This is a genomic window from Nitrospirillum iridis (assembly GCF_014205765.1).
GTDB classification, from domain to species: Bacteria; Pseudomonadota; Alphaproteobacteria; order Azospirillales; family Azospirillaceae; genus Nitrospirillum; species Nitrospirillum iridis.
Genome location: NZ_JACIIZ010000027.1, coordinates 21,916 through 42,129, shown reverse-complemented (window position 1 = coordinate 42,129; position 20,214 = coordinate 21,916). Strand labels below are relative to the sequence as shown.

Annotated in this window: 17 protein-coding genes; 16 read left to right on the top strand and 1 reads right to left on the bottom strand. The window is 66.3% G+C overall.

Translation table 11 applies throughout. From position 1 onward, the window contains the following. Positions 1–551 (bottom strand): DUF433 domain-containing protein (locus FHS74_RS28975; RefSeq protein ID WP_184807748.1); only part of this gene is annotated, 551 nt, incomplete at its 3' end. Between the two features lie 194 nt (positions 552–745). Between FHS74_RS28975 and FHS74_RS28970 the strand changes: the two genes are divergently transcribed. The 16 genes from FHS74_RS28970 to FHS74_RS28895 all read left to right on the top strand — a co-directional run bounded on the left by FHS74_RS28970 (position 746) and on the right by FHS74_RS28895 (position 20,119). After that, a complete protein-coding gene (locus tag FHS74_RS28970) occupies positions 746–2,725 on the top strand; it encodes a conjugal transfer protein TraG (protein WP_184807747.1) in 1,980 nt (659 codons plus the stop codon). A 1-nt stretch (position 2,726) separates the two neighbouring features. Next, a complete protein-coding gene (locus FHS74_RS28965) occupies positions 2,727–3,212 on the top strand; it encodes a conjugal transfer protein TraG (protein WP_184807746.1) in 486 nt (161 codons plus the stop codon). Further along, complete coding sequence (trbB, locus tag FHS74_RS28960) at positions 3,205–4,221, top strand: P-type conjugative transfer ATPase TrbB (RefSeq protein WP_246463453.1); 1,017 nt, start codon at positions 3,205–3,207, stop codon at positions 4,219–4,221. The genes FHS74_RS28965 and trbB overlap by 8 nt, the downstream gene beginning before the upstream one ends. After that, positions 4,218–4,526, top strand: coding sequence for a TrbC/VirB2 family type IV secretion system protein (locus FHS74_RS28955; RefSeq protein WP_184807745.1), 309 nt, complete (start codon positions 4,218–4,220; stop codon positions 4,524–4,526). The genes trbB and FHS74_RS28955 overlap by 4 nt, the downstream gene beginning before the upstream one ends. Beyond that, on the top strand, positions 4,523–4,789 hold the full coding sequence (locus FHS74_RS28950) for a VirB3 family type IV secretion system protein (protein ID WP_184807744.1): 267 nt from the start codon (positions 4,523–4,525) through the stop codon (positions 4,787–4,789). The genes FHS74_RS28955 and FHS74_RS28950 overlap by 4 nt, the downstream gene beginning before the upstream one ends. Positions 4,790–4,791: 2 nt before the next feature. Continuing rightward, entirely contained in the window at positions 4,792–7,221 is a 2,430-nt protein-coding gene (gene trbE / locus FHS74_RS28945; protein ID WP_184807743.1) for a conjugal transfer protein TrbE, read from the top strand. Beyond that, positions 7,218–7,949 carry a P-type conjugative transfer protein TrbJ gene (trbJ, locus tag FHS74_RS28940; protein ID WP_184807742.1) on the top strand — a complete coding sequence of 244 codons (732 nt, stop codon included), beginning with the start codon at positions 7,218–7,220 and terminating at the stop codon, positions 7,947–7,949. The genes trbE and trbJ overlap by 4 nt, the downstream gene beginning before the upstream one ends. Then, the gene (gene trbK-alt, locus FHS74_RS28935) at positions 7,946–8,290 is read left to right on the top strand and encodes a putative entry exclusion protein TrbK-alt (RefSeq protein ID WP_184807741.1); all 345 of its coding nucleotides are present in this window, start codon (positions 7,946–7,948) and stop codon (positions 8,288–8,290) included. The genes trbJ and trbK-alt overlap by 4 nt, the downstream gene beginning before the upstream one ends. Then, positions 8,283–9,428 (top strand): P-type conjugative transfer protein TrbL, encoded by a 1,146-nt coding sequence (gene trbL, locus FHS74_RS28930; protein ID WP_184807740.1) that lies wholly within the window; start codon positions 8,283–8,285, stop codon positions 9,426–9,428. The genes trbK-alt and trbL overlap by 8 nt, the downstream gene beginning before the upstream one ends. Next, on the top strand, positions 9,425–10,123 hold the full coding sequence (gene trbF, locus FHS74_RS28925) for a conjugal transfer protein TrbF (protein WP_184807739.1): 699 nt from the start codon (positions 9,425–9,427) through the stop codon (positions 10,121–10,123). The genes trbL and trbF overlap by 4 nt, the downstream gene beginning before the upstream one ends. After that, entirely contained in the window at positions 10,120–11,088 is a 969-nt protein-coding gene (trbG, locus tag FHS74_RS28920; RefSeq protein ID WP_184807738.1) for a P-type conjugative transfer protein TrbG, read from the top strand. Before trbF ends, trbG begins: the two co-directional genes overlap by 4 nt. Before the next feature lies 1 nt (position 11,089). Further along, positions 11,090–12,268: a TraB/TrbI/VirB10 family type IV secretion system protein gene (locus tag FHS74_RS28915; protein WP_211106619.1), complete on the top strand. Its 1,179-nt coding sequence runs from the start codon at positions 11,090–11,092 to the stop codon at positions 12,266–12,268. A gap of 164 nt (positions 12,269–12,432) precedes the next feature. Continuing rightward, on the top strand, positions 12,433–15,108 hold the full coding sequence (locus tag FHS74_RS28910) for a type I restriction-modification system subunit M (RefSeq protein WP_184807737.1): 2,676 nt from the start codon (positions 12,433–12,435) through the stop codon (positions 15,106–15,108). Further along, entirely contained in the window at positions 15,102–16,289 is a 1,188-nt protein-coding gene (locus FHS74_RS31250; protein WP_184807736.1) for a restriction endonuclease subunit S, read from the top strand. Before FHS74_RS28910 ends, FHS74_RS31250 begins: the two co-directional genes overlap by 7 nt. A 12-nt stretch (positions 16,290–16,301) precedes the next feature. Next, on the top strand, positions 16,302–19,406 hold the full coding sequence (locus FHS74_RS28900) for a type I restriction endonuclease subunit R (RefSeq protein ID WP_184807735.1): 3,105 nt from the start codon (positions 16,302–16,304) through the stop codon (positions 19,404–19,406). Next, positions 19,406–20,119: a M48 family metallopeptidase gene (locus tag FHS74_RS28895; protein WP_211106618.1), complete on the top strand. Its 714-nt coding sequence runs from the start codon at positions 19,406–19,408 to the stop codon at positions 20,117–20,119. Before FHS74_RS28900 ends, FHS74_RS28895 begins: the two co-directional genes overlap by 1 nt. Positions 20,120–20,214: the final 95 nt, after the last annotated feature.

The window sequence follows — 20,214 nt, the reverse complement described above, 5'->3', positions numbered from 1 at the left end:
GTCGTCCGGGGATAGGGGCGCCCGGGCTTGGGATGGACGTCGGCATAAGCCTTGGCGATGCCCACCATCTCGGGTGTGACCGAGGGATAATCGTCACGGATTTCCTCAGCCGACAGCCCGCCGGCCAGCAGGGCCGCAATCCGATGCACCTCGATGGCGGTTCCCTTGAGCAACGGCTCGCCATCGGCGCGGAACTCGACCTTGTCGGCCAGCGCCGACAATTCCTGCGCCCGCGCCTCGACCTCCGCCTCGAACGCGTCCATTGTCACGCTCAGCCGGCCGAACCGCACCTCCCGCGTACCCTCCGCAGGACTCCGCTTCAGAGCCAGGTAGAACTCGGTCCGGCCTTTGGGCGTCAATTCCTCGCGCAGGGTGCGGACGGCGTGGAGATAGACCAGATCCCGCCAAGCGATGGCCCGCACCGGCCCACCGCCTTTGGTGATCAACCGGGCCTGCACAGGCCCCTCGTCCATGGCCTTGCGCACCGCCTTGATTGGCTCCCGCAGGACGAAGGCGGCTTCGGCGGCGGTGAACTCGAGCATGTTCGGCATAGTGATGTCTCCAATTCTACTCCAATATTAGGGTTGCATTGGGCGATGTCAAGTCGATGGACGTCATCCTGACAGGCCATTCCGCCGGCCGTTTCTATTTCTACGCTGCCCTACGATGGGGACTGTTGGCTGTTGCGATAGCCTAAATCCGGTCTTCTTTATCTATCCCGTCTCTCTCAAGACGGGCCAATCCCATGACCGGCGGGCGCATCCTTTGGGGTCAGATCACGGCGGCACTGGTGTTGGTGCTGGCCGGCGTCTGGCTCGCCACCCAGTGGGTCGCCTGGCGCTTGGGCCATGCCCCCGCCTTGGGCCGGCCCTGGTTCTTCCTGGGCGCCAGCCCCGTCTACCGCCCTGAGCAGTTCTTCCTCTGGTGGCTGCGCTTCGACGCCTACGCGCCGCGCGTCTTCCTGGTTGGCGCCTGCATCGCCAGTGCCGGCGGCGTCGGCGCGCTGCTGGTGGCCGTGGTTGGCTCCACCCTGCGGGCCCGTGCCGCCGGCCAGGTGGCCACCTACGGATCGGCCCGCTGGGCGGTGGCCGAGGAGGTGCGCGGTGCCGGCCTGCTGGCTGACGCCGGGGTGATGCTGGGGCGTATGGGGTGGCGCTACCTGCGCCATGATGGGCCCGAGCACGTCCTGGTGTTCGCGCCCACCCGCAGCGGCAAGGGTGTCGGGCTGGTGGTGCCAACCCTGCTGACCTGGACGGAGAGCGTCCTGGTCCATGACCTCAAGGGAGAGAACTGGACGGTCACCGCCGGCTGGCGCACGCTGTTCTCCCACTGCCTGCTGTTCGACCCCACCAATCCCCGGTCCGCCGCCTATAACCCGCTGCTGGAGGTGCGGCTGGGCGCGTGCGAGGTGCGCGACGTCCAGAACGTGGCCGACCTCCTGGTCGATCCGGATGGCGCGCTGGAGCGGCGGAACCATTGGGAGAAGACCAGCCACGCGCTGCTGGTCGGCGCCATCCTGCACGTCCTCTATGCCGAGGCGGACAAGACGCTGGCCGGCGTGGCGGCCTTCCTCTCCGATCCCGCCCGGCCCATCGATCGCACCCTGCGCGTCATGATGCGGACCCGGCACCTGGGTGACCGGGTGCATCCGGTGGTGGCCCAGGCGGCGCGGGAGTTGCTGAACAAGTCGGAGAACGAGCGCAGCGGCGTGCTGTCCACCGCCATGTCCTTCCTGGGCCTCTACCGCGACCCGGTGGTGGCCAAGGTGACCGGGCGGTGCGACTGGCGCATCACCGACCTCATGGAGGGCGAGCGGCCAGTGTCGCTCTACCTGGTGGTGCCGCCCTCGGACATCAGCCGGACCAAGCCGCTGATCCGCCTGGTGCTGAACCAGATCGGTCGCCGGCTGACGGAGCGCCTGGACAACCCCGCCCGGCGCCGGCGCTTGCTGATGATGCTGGACGAGTTCCCAGCCCTGGGGCGGCTGGATTTCTTCGAGACGGCGCTGGCCTTCCAGGCCGGCTACGGCATCCGCGCCTTCCTCATCGCCCAGTCGCTGAACCAGATCCAGAAGGCCTACGGCGAGCACGACGCCATCCTGGACAACTGCCACATCCGAGTGTGCTTCGCCACCAACGACGAGCGCACGGCCCGGCGCATCTCCGACGCCCTGGGCACGGCCACCGAGCAGCGGGCCATGAACAACTACGCCGGCCACCGCCTGGCGCCCTGGCTCAGCCACCTGATGGTGAGCCGGCAGGAGACGGCGCGACCCTTGCTGACCCCGGGCGAGGTCATGCAACTGCCGGCCACCGATGAGTTGGTCATGGTGGCGGGCACGCCGCCGATCCGGGCGCGCAAGCTGCGCTATTACGAGGAGCCGCAACTGCGCGGCCGCGTCCTGCCGGCCCCGGCCCTCAACGACACTGTCTATCCCGACTGCCCTCCGGGCCGGCCCGACGACTGGTCCGGCCGGCCGGCCTTGGGTGAGCCCACCGGGCCTGGCGGCGGCGGCGCGGGCGGTGCCGATGGCGAGGAGGGCGGCATCCGGCAGGAGCCGGAGCTTGCCGGTCATGAACAGGCAGCACCAATCCTGGATCCCACCGACGAGTTCTCCGTGGCCGACGACGGCCCTGACGACGAGGGGCCGCGCCAGCGGGTCATGGCCAGGCTGCCCATCGCCCGTGCCGCCGCGCTCGACCCCAATGACGGCATGGGGCTGTGACATGAAGAGCCGCCTCAACTGCTACTTCGATCCCAAGCTGGCCGACCAGCTGACCGAGCTGGCCCTGCGCCAGGGTGTGCATCGCTCGCAGCTGGTGGAGGCGGCGGTGGCCTCCTTCCTGTCGCCCGATGCCCTGGACCGGCGCGAGGCCGCCTATGCCCGCCGGTTGGACCGGCTGTCGCGGCAGCTGGAGCGGGTGGAGCGTGACCTGACCATCGCCATCGAGGCCCAGGCGCTGTTCGTGCGCTTCTGGCTGTCGGTGACGATGCCCATCCCCGCCGAGCACCAGGCCGCCGCCAAGGCCCAGGGCAGCCAGCGATACCAGAACTACATCGCCACCCTGGGCCGCCGGCTGCAGCGCGGCGAGAGCCTGGTGCAGGAGATCAGCGTCGAGATCTGGCCGGAGCGTCACCAGGCGGTCAGCCCGGACAGGGCGGACGCCGAACCGGCGCCAGGCAGTGAACCGGCGGAGGCGGCCCATGTCTGACGGTCCCACCCTGATGGCTGCCCGCACGGCACGCATGCTGCGCAGCGCCCTGGGGCCGCTGCTGGCCGATCTGCTGCGGACACCGGACATCGTGGAGATCCTGCTCAACCCCGATGGCCGGCTGTGGGTCGACCATCTGTCCGCGGGCCTGGCCGACACCGGGCATCGCCTGTCCGCCGCCGATGGCGAGCGCATCATCCGCCTGGTCGCCTCCTGCGCCGGGGAGGAGGTGCATGGCGGCCGTCCCACGATCTCCGCCGAACTGCCCCTGGATGCCGATGGCCAGGGCGGGGAGCGGTTCGAGGGCCTGCTGCCGCCCGTGGTCACCGGCCCCACCTTCGCCATCCGCAAGCCGGTGGCCATGGGCCTGGGCCTGGACGATTACGTTGCCGCCCGGGTCATGACCGCCCGCCAGGCCGCCACCTTGCGCGCCGCGGTGGCCGAGCGCTGGAACATCCTCATCGCCGGCGGCACCGGCACGGGCAAGACCACGCTGGCCAACGCCATGCTGCGGGAACTGGCGCAGACGGGCGACCGCATCATTCTGATCGAAGACCGGCGGGAGCTGCGCTGCGACGTGCCCAACGTGGTGCCCTTGCGCACCCGCCCGGGCGTCATGGGCATGGGGGACCTGGTGCGCGCCAGCCTGGCCCTGCGCCCCGACCGCATCCCCGTGGGCGAGGTGCGTGGTCGCGAGGCCCTGGACCTGCTGAAGGCTTGGGGCACCGGCCATCCCGGCGGCATCGCCACCCTGCACGCCGGCTCCGCCCCTGGCGCCCTGCGCCGGCTGGAGCAGTTGGTGCAGGAGGCGGTGGTGACCGTGCCCCGGCCGCTCATCGCCGAGACCATCGACCTCATCGCCGTCCTGGCCGGCCGGGGCCCGCAGCGGCGCCTGGCCGGGCTGTGGCGTGTCGCCGGCCTCAAGGGCGACGACGGCTACGCCTTGGAACCCCTGGGCGCCGGCCCCCTGGCGCTACCCACCCCTCATCCATCGGGAGACCCGTCATGAAGCGTTTTCCCCTGCGCTGGTCGCTGGCCATCGCGGTGTTCCTGCCCCGGGCGGCCCTGGCCGCCGGCACCAGCATGCCGTGGGAGCAGCCGCTGCAGCAGATCTTGGACTCCGTCCAGGGTCCCGTCGCCAAGATCATCGCCGTACTGATCATCATCGGCACCGGCCTGGCGCTGGCGTTCGGGGAGACCTCCGGCGGCATGCGCCGGCTGATCCAGGTGGTGTTCGGCCTGTCCATCGCCTTCGCCGCCGCCAGCTTCTTCCTGACCTTCTTCAGCTTCTCCGGCGGGGCGCTGGTGTCATGACCGGCGACCTTCCCGGCTGGCTGGTGCCGCTGCACCGCTCCTTGACCGAGCCCATCCTGCTGGGCGGCATCCCGCGCGGCCTGGCCATCGCGCTGGGCACGCTGGCCGCCGCCATCGGGCTGGGCTTGCAGCTGTGGCTGGCGGGGGTGGCGGTCTATGCCCTGGGCCATGGCGTGGCCCTGTTCCTGACCCGCCAGGACCCGCAGTTCCTGCCGCTGTTCGCCCGCCACCTGCGGGTCGCCCGCCTCTTGCTGGACGTCTGACCATGCTCGACCTCCGCGAATACCGCGCCGAGCGCCGGGAACTGGCCGACTACCTGCCCTGGGCCGGGCTGGTCGGGCCAGGCCTGGTGCTGAACAAGGACGGCAGCCTGCAACGCACCGCCCTGTTCCGGGGCCCCGATCTGGACGCGGTGCCGTCGGCGGAACTGATGGCGGTGGCGGCGCGCGTCAACAACGCGCTGAAGCGCCTGGGCGAGGGCTGGGCCCTGTTCGTCGAAGCGGCCCGGCGGCCGGCCACCGGCTACCCAAACAGCCGCTTCCCGGATCCTGTCTCCCGCCTGGTGGACGAGGAGCGCCGGGCGGGGTTTGAACAGGAGGGCGCCCAGTTCGAGAGTGAGCAGTTCCTGACCCTCTGCTACCTGCCGCCGCCGGAGCGCACGGCCCAGGCCGGCCAGTTGCTCTACGACACCGCCGGCCGGCGGCGGGAGGTGGACTGGCGCTTGGTGCGCGACGCCGTCGTGGCGGAGGGGGACCGGGTGCTGGACCTGCTGGTGCCGCTGATGCCGCTATGCCGTTGGCTGGACGATGCCGAGACCCTGGCCTATCTGCACGGCTGTATCTCCACCCACGGGCGGCATCCGGTGACCGTGCCGCCGGTGCCCTTTTACCTGGATGGCTTGCTGCCCGACTGCGCCCTGACGCCGGGGGTGGCGCCGCTGCTGGGGCGGGCGCATTTGCGCACCCTGACCCTGCGCGGCCTGCCCGACGCCACCTGGCCGGGGCTGCTGGACGCGCTGAACCATTTGGCCTTGCCCTATCGCTGGGTGGTGCGCTGGCTGCCGCTGGAAAAGGCGGAGGCGCAGAAGGAGCTGGCGACCAAGCGGCGGCACTGGTGGGCCAAGCGCAAGGGCATCGCCGCCCTGCTGCGCGAGGTGCTGTGGCAGCAGGAATCCCGCCTGGTCGACAGCGATGCCGAGGCCCAGGCGCTGGACGCCGATGGGGCCTTGCGCGAACTGGGCTCCGACGCCGTCAGCTATGGCTATTTCACCGCCACCGTCACCGTCTGGGATGAGGACGAGGCGGTGGCGGCGGAGCGGGCGCGGGCGGTGGGCCGGGTGGCGCGCGGCCTGGGTTTCGTGGCGGTGGAGGAGGGGCTGAACGCCGTGGAGGCCTGGCTGTCCAGCCTGCCCGGCCAGTGCTACGCCAACGTGCGCCAGCCGCTGGTCTCGTCGCTGAACCTGGTGCATATGCTGCCGCTGTCGGCGGTATGGGCCGGGCCGGAGCGCAACGCCCACCTGAACGGTCCGCCGCTCTTGGTGGCGCGCACCGCCGGGGCGACGCCCTTTCGTCTGGCCACCCACCAGGGCGATGTCGGCCACACCCTCATCCTGGGCCCCACCGGCGCTGGCAAGTCCTCGCTGCTGGCGCTTATGGCCCTGCAGTTCCGCCGCTATCCCAAGGCCCGGGTGGTGCTGTTCGACAAGCGGCGCTCCTCCAAGGCGGCGGTCTGGGCCGCCGGCGGCGTGTTCCATGACCTCGCCCTGGGCGAGGGGCGGGCAGGAGAGCAGGCCATCGCCTTCCAGCCCCTGGCCCGCATTGATGAGGCGGCGGAGCGTGCCTGGGCGGCGGAGTGGATCGAGACCCTGCTGGTGCAGGAGGGCGTGCCCCTGACGCCAGCGGCGCGCGGCATGGTGTGGTCGGCGCTGGGCAGCCTGGCCGGGGCGCCGCTGGCCGAGCGCACGCTGTCCGGCCTGGTGGCGCTGCTGCAATCCAATGCCCTGAAGGCGGCGCTGGAGCCCTACACCCTGTCCGGTCCCTTCGGCCGGCTGCTGGACGCCGATGCCGAAAGCCTGAGCGACGCCAGCCTGCTGGCCATCGAAACGGAAGACCTGCTGGGCTCCAAGCGGGCGGCGCGGGCCGTCCTGCTCTACCTGTTCCATCGCATCGAGGGCTGGCTGGACGGCCGGCCCACCCTGATCGGGGTGGATGAGGCCTGGGTGGCACTGGATGATCCGCTGTTCGCCGCCAAGCTGCGGGAGTGGCTGAAGACGGTGCGGGGCAAGAACGCCCTGGTGGTGTTCGCCACCCAGAGCCTGGCGGACATCCTGGACTCCCCCGTGGCGCCTGCCGTCATCGAAAGCTGCCTGTCGCGCATCTTCCTGCCCAACGCCCGCGCGATGGAGCCGGAGAGCCGGCAGGCCTATGTCCGCCTGGGCCTGAACGACCGCCAGATCACCACCATCGCCCAGGCCGTGCCCAAGCGGGATTACTGGTTCCAGTCGGCCGCCGGCTGCCGCCTGTTCGAGTTGGGCATGGGGCCCGCCGCGCTCGCCATCTGTGGCGCCTCCCAGCCCGAGGACTTGGTGCAGGTGGACCGTGTCTTGGCCGAGGCAGGGGCAGAGGGGTTCGGTGCCGCCTGGCTGCGTGCCCGTGGCCTGCCTTGGGCGGCTGACTTGGTGGAGGGCTGGTCATGAGGCGGCGGCGTTGGACCTTTGCCCTGCTGGGCCTGGTGCTGCTGGCGCCGCCGGCGGGTGCCCAGTGGGCGGTCATCGACCATGCCAACCTGGTGCAGAACACGGCGGCGGCGGCGCGGGCGTTGCAGGAGATCAACAACCAAGTCACCCAGATCCAGCAGCTGACCCAATCGCTGCAGTATCAGGTGCGCAACCTGACGACGCTGCCCAATTCCAGCCTGGCGCAATTGCAGACCTCCATGACGCAGCTGACCAGCCTGGTGACTCAGGCCCAGCGGCTGAGCTTTGATGTCAGCCGGCTGCAGCAACAGATGCAGGTGCTGTACCCGGCCTACGACGGCGCTGTGACCCAAGCGGGGGTGGTGGCCGATGGCAATGCCCAACGCGCCGCCGCCGTGGAGGCGCATCGCCAGGCCCTGGCGGTGCAGGCGCAGGTGGTGCAGGGCGGGGCCGCTGACCAGGCGCAGATGGCGGCCCTGGTGGATCAGAGCCAGGGGGCGGTGGGGGCCTTGCAGGCCACCCAGGCCGGCAACCAGCTGCTGGCGCTGCAGGTGCGCCAGCTGGCCACCACCCAGGATCTGCTGGCCGCCAACGCCCGGGCCCAGACGGCGGAGGCCCTGCGTATCACTGAAGAAGAGGCGGCGGCGCAGGCGGAGTGGCGCCGATTCGTGGGCGCGGGGGTGGGGTATACTCAGATACCCGTTCAGGTGTTTGGAGGCTCCCCATGAAGACGCGCACTCTCGTCGCGGCGGTCGCCGCCGCTGCCGTTGTCACCGCCGGTTCCATCGCCCTGTTGGCCCGCGCCGCCGACCCCACCGTGGAGCAGTTGCTGGCCGACCATGCCCTGCTGCACCAGGAACTGGATCGCTGCCGGGATCTGGGCATGAAGGCGGTGGACGATCCCCGCTGCAAGGTCGCCGATGAGGCTGAGCGGCGGCGGTTCATGGGCAAGGGCGCGGGCCAGTATAACCCGCCGCCTGTGAACCTCTTCCCCAATACTCCCGACAAGCTGATTCCGGCCCAGCCTCCGCAGACCGCGCCGCCTAAGACGGAGCCTCCCCATGGCTAACGATGTCTCCGTTATCGACCACTTTCTGGATGTCTATGGCCAAACCATCGACAGCGGTTTCGGCTTGATCGCTGGGGACGTCGGCTACCTGGTGACCGTGCTGATCGGTATCGACGGCACCCTGGCTGGACTGGCCTGGGCTTTGGGGGAAGAGGAAGTCCTCCAAGTCCTGGCCAAGAAGGTCTTGCCCGTAGGTTTCTTCGCGCTGCTCCTGAACAACTGGAAATTCCTGGCAAAGACAGTCTTCGATGGCTTTGCCGCGCTGGGATTGAAGGCATCGGGCGCTACTCTGAGTTATCAGGATTTCCTGCACCCCGGCCGTCTTGCTCATGCCGGTGTGGAAGGCGCCCAGGTGCTGCTGGACCAGTTTCAGCGCCTATCCGGGTTCCCCAAGGTGTTCAGCAACTTGAGCGAGGTACTGCTGCTGACGGTGGCGATCCTCATCACCCTGCTGGCCTTCTTCATCCTGGCCATCCTGCTCTTCCTGGCGGTCATCGAGTTCAAGCTGACGACCCTAAAGGGCTTCATCCTGGTGCCCTTCGCGTTGTGGAAGGGCACGGCCTTCATTGCTGAGCCGGTGCTGGGCCAGGTGGTCACCTCCGGTGTCCGCATCCTGGTGTTCGCCGTCATCACCGGCATCGGCACCCGGCTCTACACGGAAATCCTGCCCACCGATCCGGCGCAGGAACTGAGCCTGCAGGACACAATGACCATCCTGTTGGCGGCCATGACCGTGGCCGGCCTGGCCTTCGCCGCCAACCGCTTGGCGGGCGGCCTCACCTCCGGCGCGCCGCAGTTGGGCCTGGGGGCCGCGGCGGCGCCGGTAGCCATGGTGGCCGGCACCATGGCCCTGGCGGCGGGGGGTGCCGGCATGGCAGCCCGCGCGGCCAGCGCCGATGCGGGGGCGGGGGGCGGTGGCTTGGGCCGGGCCATGGGCGGGGCGACGCCCTCAGCGCCGGCAAGTCCGCCATCCCCGCCGCCGGTCCCACCGGCGCCATCGTCGCCCGCCTCCGGCACCCCGGCCTGGGCGGAGCGCTTGCGCCAGCAGGTGGTGGTGCGCGCTACAGACCATCTGTCACGCGACGATGGCGGCGGCGGTTCTGCCATGCGGCCCCAGTTGAAGGGGGATGAGCCATGAGATGGCGCCGCCGACAGGTCCGGTATGGCGAGACACCCGCGCCGATCACGCCTTACCAACGGGCGGAGCAGTTGTGGGATGAGCGCATCGGCAGCGTCCGGGTGCAGGCCGCCAACTGGCGCCTCATGGCCTTCGGCTGCTTCGGTCTGGCCGCCGTGCTGCTGGGCGACGATGTGCGCATGCGGGCCCGCGCGGTGGTGACGCCTTTCGTGGTGGAGGTGGACAAGCTGGGGGCGGTCCAGGCGGTGGCGCCGGCCACGGCGGACTACCGCCCCAGCGATGCCCAGATCGCCTATTTCCTGGGACGCTTCGTCACCGAAGTGCGTGGCCTGTCGGTGGACCCGGTGGTGGTGCGCCAGGCCTGGCTCGACGCCTATGGCCAGATCACCAGCCGCGCCAAGCCGGCGCTGGACGCTTATGCCCGCCAGGCCGACCCCTTCGGACACCTGGGCCGTCATGCCGTGACGGTGGACATCACCAGCGTGGTGCGGGCCAGCCCCGATTCCTTCCGCGTCGCCTGGATCGAACACCCCTTCGAGGATGGGACGCCGCAAGCGCCCCAGCGCTGGTCGGCCATCCTGACGGTGGTGATCCAGACGCCGCACACCGAGGCCCGCCTGCGGCAGAACCCGCTGGGTCTGTACATTGACGCCATCAACTGGGCCCAGGAGTTGGGGCCGGGAGGATCGCCATGACGCGTTGGCTTTGCCTGGCCCTCAGCCTTCCCTTGGCCGCCTGCGCCCACAAGCCGCCGGCCATCACCTACGACGTCCCCCAGCCCGCCCAGCTGGAGCCGGCACCCCCCAAGCCGGTGGAGATCGTCACCCTGCCGGAGCCCTTGCCCCTGCCGGGGCAGCTCAAGCCATTGGTACCGGAGAGGGCAGCGGTCGCGGAGGCTGCGGACCCCGCCAAGCGGGTGCAGGCCGCCAATGCAGGCGCCAAGGTGCTGCCCACCCGTGATGGCTATATCAACGCCATGCAGGTGTTTCCCTACAGCGAGGGGGCGCTCTACCAGGTTTATGTGGCACCGGTGCATGTCACGGATATCGCCTTGGAGCCGGGGGAGGAACTGAAGTCGGTGGCCGCCGGCGACACCGTGCAATGGAAGATCGGCGACAGTGAGAGCGGCAGCGGCGAGGGCCGGCAGGTGCATGTGCTGGTGAAGCCCCTGGCCGCCACCCTGCCCATGAACAACCTGGTGATCCTGACCGACCGCCGCAGCTATCACCTGGAGGCCCATCCCACCGCCGCCACCTACATGGCCGAGGTCTCCTGGCGCTATCCGGCCGACGCCCTGGTGGCCTTGAAGGCGCATAACCGGGAGGAGGAGGGCCGTGCCCAGGCCCAAGCCGCCGATGGTGTCGATCTGTCCGCCCTGCGCTTTCGTTATGAACTGAGTGGCGACAGGCCGCCGTGGCGGCCGGTGCAGGTGTTCGATGACGGCCGCAAGGTCTACGTCCGCTTCCCCGCCGGCATCAGCCAGGGGGAGATGCCGCCTCTGTTCGTAGTGGGATCGGACGGCGGGACGGCTGAACTGGTGAACTACCGGGTGCGTGGCGCCACGCTGATCGTCGACCGGCTGTTCGCCGCCGCGGAACTGCGCCTGGGCGCCGATCCGCAGCAGGTGGTGCGCATCACCCGCACCGACGGCCGGGGCTGAGATGGACCCGACCCAGGAGCCCCCGCCCAAGGCGGACCCGGCGGCGTTCGCGCTCCGGGCGCGGCCACGCCCGGTGACGCGGCTGTCGCGCCGCACCTTGGGCATCGCCAGCGCGGTCCTGGCCCTGCTGGTGGTCGTGGCGGTGTGGTGGGCGCTGACCTGGAAACCGCCGAAGCTGACGGCCGATCAGCAGCTTTACGCCACTGAGGTCAAGCCGGACGACAGCCTGGCCGGGTCGCCACCGGGCTATGCCGACCTGACCCGGCGCCCGGCGGTGCCCTCTGCATCGCCGTCGGTGTTGCCGCCGCCGTTGCCGATGCCGGCGTTCACCAGCCCCGGCGGTCCGGCGAACCAGGCGGTGCAGGAGCGGGACCGCCAGCGCCAGCAGGCCGCCGCGTCCCCGGTGTTCTTTACCGTTACGGCTCGTGCCGCCGGTCCGTCACCGGAAGCGAAGGAGGCGCTGGGGCAGGGGGCGGCCGTTCCCGCTGGGGATGAGGTTGAAGACAACGATCCCAATCAGCAGGCCCATAAGCGCGCCTTCCTGCACGGACCGGCGGAAACCGCGACCGTGACGGCCCACCGGCTACAGCCACCGGTCTCCCCCTACATAATCCAGGCCGGGACGGTCCTGGCGGCGGCGCTGGTGACCGGGCTGAACTCTGACCTGCCAGGACAGGTTGTCGCCCAGGTGACGGAAGACATCTACGACAGTGTCACCGGCCGCTTCCTGCTGATCCCCCAGGGCGCCCGGCTGCTGGGCAGCTACGACAGTGCCGTGACTTACGGCCAGTCGCGTATCCTGGTGGTGTGGACACGCCTGCTGTTGCCCGACGGCAAATCGCTGGTCCTGGACCGCCTGCCGGCCACCGACACGGAGGGCCATGCGGGCCTTGAAGATGAGGTCGATTACCACACCGGCCGCCTGCTGCGCGGCATGGTGCTTTCAACGCTGCTGGGAGTATCCGGCGAGTTGGCCAGCAATGGCGACACCCAGACCAGCGGCGGCGGCAATATCGTGGTGGCCGTGCGCCAGAGCGGCGACAACGCCGCCAACCAGGTGGGACAGCGATTGGCCGCCAAGGACCTGGGCGTGCAGCCCACGCTTATGGGCCGGCCGGGGCTGCCCCTGCGCGTGTTGGTGAACCGCGACATGGTTCTTGATCCGTATTCTCAGAAGTGAATGCCTCCGACAATCCCGGCGCTGTTCAGCTTCAGTGAACGAATGGCTTGGGCTATGGTCCGCCCCCACTGGTTAGAGTTGGGTGAAGGCGAAGCATGGTTAGAGAATCTCTACGGGAGCGGTTCCTTGCGGCGCTTGCCGAACGCGGGGGGCGAGCGGGGAACATGGGGCTGCGCGATGACCTCGGCTGGCAGGACGCGACCTATGATCAGGTCAAGGCGGAACTGCTCGACGAGGGCGTGATCATCTCCGGCAGAGGACGGGGCGGATCCGTCGCCATGGCGGAGGCCGCTGCCGTAGCGGCCCCGGCGGCACGGGCTGTGAAGGCAGCGCCCCCGCCCGCACCCGAGGGAACGACGTCCTCTGCTCCGGGCGCAACGCCGGCGAGCTCGAAACCCAACGGCAAGGGTCGGCGGCGGACATCGGTGGTTAAGAAGTCAGACCTCTATTCTTCCCTCTGGGCTTCCTGCGATGAATTGCGTGGTGGCATGGATGCCAGCCAGTACAAGGACTACGTCCTGTTCATGCTGTTCATCAAATATGTTTCGGACAAGTACGCCGATTCCGACTACTTCAAGCCAGCTGTCGTCATTCCCAAGGGCAGCAGCTTCCAGGACATGATAGCTCTCAAGGGCAAGAGCGACATTGGCGACAAGATCAACACCCAGATCGTCCAGCCGCTGATTGAAGCCAACGATCGTCTCGCCCGCAGCGACTTCCCCGACTTCAACGATCCCAACAAGCTGGGCGAAGGCCAGGCTATGGTTGATCGCTTAAGCAACCTTGTCGGCATTTTCGAGAAGCCGGAACTCGATTTCTCGCAGCACCGCGCCGAGCACGATGACATCCTCGGCGATGCCTACGAATACCTGATGCGGCACTTCGCCACCGAGAGCGGCAAAAGTAAAGGGCAGTTCTACACCCCATCGGAGGTCAGCCGGGTCATCGCCAAGGTGATCGGCATCTCACCTGACAATACCAAAGGCTCCACCACCGCCTATGACCCTACCTGCGGCTCGGGCTCGCTGCTCCTCAAGGTAGCTACCCAGGCAGGCAAGCACATCACGCTGGAAGGGCAGGAAAAGGATGTGACCACGGCGGGCCTGGCCCGCATGAACATGATCCTGCACGACTTCCCGACGGCCAACATCCTGTCGGGCAACACCCTGGCCGCGCCCAAGTTCAAGGACGGCGAGAAGCTCCGCACCTACGACTACGTCGTCGCCAATCCGCCCTTCTCCGACAAGACCTGGAGCACCGGCCTCACCCCTGCCAACGACCCCTTTCAGCGCTTCGCCTGGGGCGAGCCGCCCGCCAAGCAGGGCGATTACGCCTATCTGCTGCACATTGTCCGTTCGATGAAGAGCACCGGCAAAGCCGCCTGCATCCTGCCCCACGGCGTACTGTTCCGTGGCAATGCCGAGGCCGCGATCCGTCAGCGGCTGATTCGCTCGGGCATCCTCAAGGGCATCATTGGCCTGCCGGCCAATTTGTTCTACGGCACCGGCATTCCCGCCTGCATCCTGGTGCTCGATAAGGAGAACGCCACCGCCCGCAAGGGTGTGTTCATGATCGATGCCGCCAAGGGCTTCATCAAGGATGGCAACAAGAACCGCCTGCGCGAGCAGGATATCCACCGGATCGTGGACACCTTCACCAAGCAGACCGAAATCCCGCGCTACGCCCGCATGGTGCCATTTTCCGAGATCGCCGACCCGAAGAACGACTTCAATCTCAACCTGCCGCGTTACATCGACAGCAGCGAGCCCGAAGATTTGCAGGACATCGATGGCCATCTGCGCGGCGGCATCCCCGAGCGTGACCTCGATGCGCTGCCCGATTACTGGCAGGTGCTCCCCGGTCTGCGCGCGGCCCTGTTCGAATCCGCCGGTCGCTCCGGTTATGCCCGCCTCAAGCTGCCCCTGCCCGAGGTGAAGCCCGCTATCTTCGGCCATGCCGAGTTTACCGCGTTCAATCGGGCGGTGACCAAACTGTTCGCCGAGTGGCGCAAGGCCACGACGCCCATCCTCACCGGCTTCGACCAGGGCGGCCACCCCAAGGCGCTGATCGAAACCATCGCCGAGGACATGCTCGCCACCTTCCGCCGGGCGCCGCTGCTCGATGCGTATGATGTCTACCAGCACCTGATGGACTACTGGGCCGAAACCATGCAGGACGATTCCTATCTGATCGCCGCCGACGGCTGGGTGGCCGAGACCAGTCGCGTTGTCGAGACCGACAAGAAGGGGCGGGCCAAGGACAAGGGCTGGACTTGCGACTTGATCCCCAAGTCTTTCATCGTCGCCCGCTATTTCACTGCCGAGCAGGCCACCATCGAAGCCACCGAGGCGGAGCTGGACGCCGCGACCGCCAGCCTTGCCGAACTGGAGGAGGAACACGGCACCGATGACGGCTTCCTTGGCGCGCTGGACAGGATTGCGAAGGCCGAAGTCAACGCCCGGCTTAGGGACATCAAGAACGACAAGGAGGCAAAAGACGAGGCGGCCGTGCTCAAGCGCTGGCTGGAGCTGTCCGAGAATGAAGCGGCGCTGAAACGCGAGGTGAAGGAGCAGGAGGCGGAACTCGACCGACTGGCCTATGAGAAGTACCCCGAACTCACCGAAGCCGAGATCAAGTCGCTGGTGGTGGATGACAAGTGGATGGTCCACCTGTCGGCCGCCGTCCAGGGTGAGTTGGACCGCGTCTCTCAGACACTCGCCGGGCGCATCCACCAATTGGCCGAGCGCTACGCCACGCCGCTGCCGCAGCTCACCGACGAGGTGGCGATGCTGGCCGCCCGTGTGGAGGGGCATCTCAAGCGAATGGGTGCATCGTGGTGAAGCCTGGATACAAGCAGACTGAGGTCGGTGTCGTTCCCGAAGATTGGGAAGTTGTCCAGGCGGCCGACCTTAATCCCTTCATTACAAGCGGATCACGTGGTTGGGCGAAATATTACTCAGATCGCGGCGCGCTGTTCATACGGATCACGAATCTGTCGCGAGAATGCATATACCCTGACTTGGCTGACCAGAAGCTAGTCGACCTGCCGCCAAGTGAAACTGAAGCACTCCGAACCACACTCCAGGATGGTGATATCCTTATTTCCATAACGGCAGACATTGGCATAATTGGTTATATTAATAGAGAAACACCAAAACCAGCATATATCAATCAGCACATTGCCTGTTTGAGACTTCCCCCTGAGAAAGCGGACAGCCTGTTCCAGAGCTATTTTCTGGCTTCATATGGGCCACAAAAGCGCTTTACGGAAATGACGGATGTTGGAGCAAAATCCGGCATAAATCTGACGACAGTTGGCAAGCTGAAGCTTCTACGCCCTCCACTCAGCGAACAACGAGCCGTCGCCACAGCCTTGAGCGATGTGGATGCGCTGCTGGCCAAACTGGACCGGCTGATCGCCAAGAAGCGCGACCTCAAGCAGGCCGCCATGCAGCAACTCCTCACGGGCCAGACCCGCCTCCCCGGATTTCACGCTGAGTGGATACAGGTCAACCTTGGTTCCGTCTGCACAATGAAAAGCGGTGAAGCGATTACAGCAGAAAGCATTTCCGATAATTACCCGTATCCTTGTTATGGCGGAAATGGCCTCCGTGGGTATGCGTCAAAGTTCACTCACGATGGCGATTTTGCACTGATTGGTCGGCAAGGTGCACTTTGCGGAAACGTGGTTACCGTCAAGGGGAAATTTTTTGCCTCAGAGCATGCCGTCGTTGTGACTGCAGAAGCTGACACGGACGTCCATTTCTTGGCGTACATTCTTCGCGAAATGAATCTTAACCGGTATTCGGAAGCTTCGGCCCAGCCGGGGTTGTCGGTGTCCAAGATTTTGACGCTGCCTTTGACAATACCGGCAGTAAAGGCGGAGCAAACCGCCATCGCCGCCGTGCTCTCCGACATGGACGCGGAACTGACAGCTTTACACGCGCAACGCGACAAGACCCGCGCCATCAAGCAGGCTATGATGCAGGAGCTGCTGACCGGCAAGACCCGGCTCGTGTGACCAGGGGGGACCATGCCTGAACAACCGCGTTCCGAACGCCGAACCCAGAACCGCGTGATCGCGTTGTTCACCGACCCGGCGCGGCCGGACGGCCTGGGCTACCGTTATCTCGGCGAATGGAACAAGCGCGCCAACAACCGCTCCATCGAAACGGACATCCTGCGCGACAATCTGGCGGCACGCGGCTACTCCGCCGCCCACATCTCCGCCGCCCTGCAGAAGCTGGAGACCGCCGCCGACGCCACCGGTATCACGCTGTATCAGGCCAATCTGCGCACCTATCAGCTTCTGCGCTACGGCGTGCCGGTGCAGATTGCCGCCGGCCAGGCGCACGAAACGGTGCACCTGATCGACTGGGAGCGGCCGGAGCGGAACGACTTCGCCCTGGCCGAGGAGGTGACGCTGAAGGGCGGCTACCAGCGGCGGCCCGACATCGTGCTCTACCTCAACGGCCTCGTGATCGCCGTGATCGAGCTCAAGCGCAGCTCGGTGGAGGTGGCCGATGGTGTGCGCCAGTTGATCACCAACCAGGAAGAGATCTTCAACAAGGGCTTTTTCACCTTCGCGCAGATTCTGCTGGCCGGCAGTGATTCGCAAGGGCTGCGCTGCGGCACCATCGGCACGCCGGAACAGTTTTTCGTCGAATGGAAGGACGAGGCCGCCAGCAGCGCAGGCGCGGTGCCCGAAGCCGGTGCCTTGCTCGACAAGCCACTCGCCCAGATGTGCAACAAAGATCGCCTGCTCGACCTGATCCGCAACTTCATCATCTTTGATGCCGGCCAGAAGAAGGTGCCGCGCCAGCACCAATTCTTCGGGGTCAAGGCCGCACAGGAACGTACCGCCAAACACGAGGGGGGCGTCATCTGGCACACCCAGGGCAGCGGCAAGAGCATCCTGATGGTGCTGATCGCCAAATGGCTGCTGGAGCACGATTCGGAAGCCCGCGTCCTTGTAATTACCGATCGCGACGAGCTCGACAAGCAGATCGAGGGCGTGATGAAGAACGCCGGGGTGGTCGGTGCCGAGGCTCCCTCTCCGCGCATCACTTCGCGGGCGGAACTAGTCCAGAAGCTAGGGGCGGCATCACCGCGGTTGCTGTGCGCCCTGATCCACAAGATCGACCCCGCCGACCTGAAGGGGCCGCCGCCTCCCGTCCGTGGGCGTTTCTATGTCTTCGTGGACGAATGCCACCGCACCCAGGGTGGGGCCATGAACCAGCAGATGAAGCGCTGGTTGGAGGGCGCCATTTTCATCGGCTTCACCGGCACGCCGCTGTTGCGCAAGGACAAGAAGCTGACGCGGGACGTCTTCGGCACCTATATCCACACCTACAAATTCCCCCAGGCGGTGGCCGACAAGGTGGTGCTGGACCTGAAATACGAGGCCCGCGACGTGCCGCAGCGGCTGATCTCGCAGGCTGCCATCGACCGCTGGTTCGAGCAGAAGACCAAGGCGCTCAACAACTTCCAGAAGGCCGTTCTGCGCAAGCGCTGGGCGACCATGGAGGAATTGATGAGCGCCGGCGAGCGCAAGCAGCGCATCGTCGCCGATATCATCCAGGACTTCGGCCTCAAGCCGCGCCTGAACGATGATCGCGGTACCGCGATCCTGGTGGCGGCCTCCATCTATGACGCCTGCCACTATTTCCGCCTGTTCCAGAACACCAGTTTCGGACCCTACTGCGGAATCATCACCTCCTTCGAGCCGAACCACAATGCCATCTCGCGCGAACCGCCCAACAGCGACGAGCGCTACAAATTCGATACCTACACCATGCACGTCCTCAAGAACGGCCAGACCGTCAAGCAGTACGAGGACGAGACGAAACGCCGTTTCATCGAAGAACCGTCGAATATGAAGCTGCTGATCGTGGTCAGCAAGCTGCTCACCGGCTTTGACGCTCCAAGCTGCACTTACGTCTATTTCGACAATGAGCTGCGAGACCATAACCTGTTCCAGGCCATTTGCCGGACTAATCGGCTGGACGGGGCTGACAAGGACTATGGCTACATCGTCGATTACAAGGAGCTCTTTGGTGACGTTCAACAGGCGATCGCCGTCTACAGCTCCGACGAACTGGACATCGACCAGGGCGGCGGTGGCGACAACAACGTTTATCTCAAGGATTGGCTGAAGGAGGGCAAAGAGCGACTGGACGAGACCCGCGAGGCGCTGTGCTATTTGTGTGCGCCGGTGACGTCACCGCGCGAGATCGAGCAGTTCCTGCACTATTTCTGTGGGGACGCGGCCGACCCCAATGCGCTAACCGATACCGAGGCGCTGAGGGTGTCGTTCTACAAGGCGGTCGCCGCCTTCGTGCGTGCCTATTCCGCCATCGCGCAGAACCTGAGCGAGGCTGGCTATTCCGAGGCCGAGGCAGCTGATATCCGCAAGGAGGTTGAATTCTACAGCGAGATCCGTGCCGCCATCAAACGGCACTCGGGGGAGGAGCTGGACATCAAGCCCTACGAGGCGGACATGCGGCACCTGATCAACACCTACATCCAGGCCGATCCGGCGACCGATATGGGCCAACTCGGGGCGCTTTCGCTGACAGAACTTATCATCGAGACCGGCATCCACGACGCCATCGCGCGTAAGCTCAATGAGAAGGGCAAGCTCTCTCGGAACGCCATTGCCGAGACAATCATCAACAACGTGCGGAAGACCATCATCCGCGATCAGCTGACCGACCCTCGCTTCTACGAGGAGATGTCCAAGCTGCTTGATGACCTCATAAAACAAAGCCGAGCCGATGCTGCCGCCTACGAGGAATTTCTGCGCCGGGCCGAGGCACTGGTCAAGCAGTTGGCGGCCAAGCAACCGACCGCTGGAATTCCGGCGGTCCTGCACGGCAAGCCAGAAGCTGCGGTGATCTTCAACAACTTGGCGTCGCTGCCCGTGACCGGTTTCCAGTGTCCGGCCGTCGACGATGACAAGGCTGCTTTGGCCGTGGAGATCGACACGACCGTGCGAGAACGGGCCCCTGCGGGATGGAAGGGTGACCAGGCGCGCGAGGCGCAGGTGCTAAACGCCCTGTTCCCTATCCTCAGCCGTGACCGTGTGGCGACGGCGGCGCTGTTCGACATCATCAAGAACCAACCGGGGTATGGGTGATGGAAACGATAGACCTCGGTGAAATCTGCATTGCGGTGACGCGCAAGGACATTAAGAATGTCCACCTTTCCGTTCACCCACCCGATGGTCGCGTCACCCTGGCCGTTCCCAGCGCAACACGGCTGGAGGTGGCGCGCGCATACGCCATTTCCAAGCTGCATTGGATTCGCGACCAGCGGCGGAAGCTGGCTGAGCAGGCCCGCGAGACTCCCAGGCAGTTCGTCACCCGCGAAAGCCACTACCTGTGGGGACGGCGATATCTGATGACCGTTGAGCATCGGGACGCCAAGCCCTCTGTTAAGATGGACCACAAACGGATTGTGTTGACCGTGCGGCCAGGCAGCGACGCAGTCAGGCGTGCCGAGGTGATTCACGACTGGCACAAGGCGCTGCTTCACGAGGTGGTTCCGGCGCTAATCGAAAAGTGGGAGCCGAAGCTCGGCGTCAAGGTCAGTGGTTACTTTCTGCAGAGGATGAAGACGAAGTGGGGAAGCTGCAACCATAATGCTGGGCACATCCGGCTCAATACCGAGCTGGTGAAGAAGCCGAAGGACCTACTCGAATACGTGATCGTCCACGAAATGGCCCATCTGACTGAACCCACCCACAGCGAGCGGTTCATCACCATCCTTGATGAGCACTACGCCACTTGGCGCGAGGCTCGGGTCGAACTTAATGAACTGCCATTGAGTTCGGACGGGCGTGAATTATGACGCCAGTCGAGATTATGCGCTCCGCGACCACGTCAAGAACCGTGAGCCCGGCGGTGATGTCTTCAGAGGCCGATACGCCCGGTCGCGCCATTGAC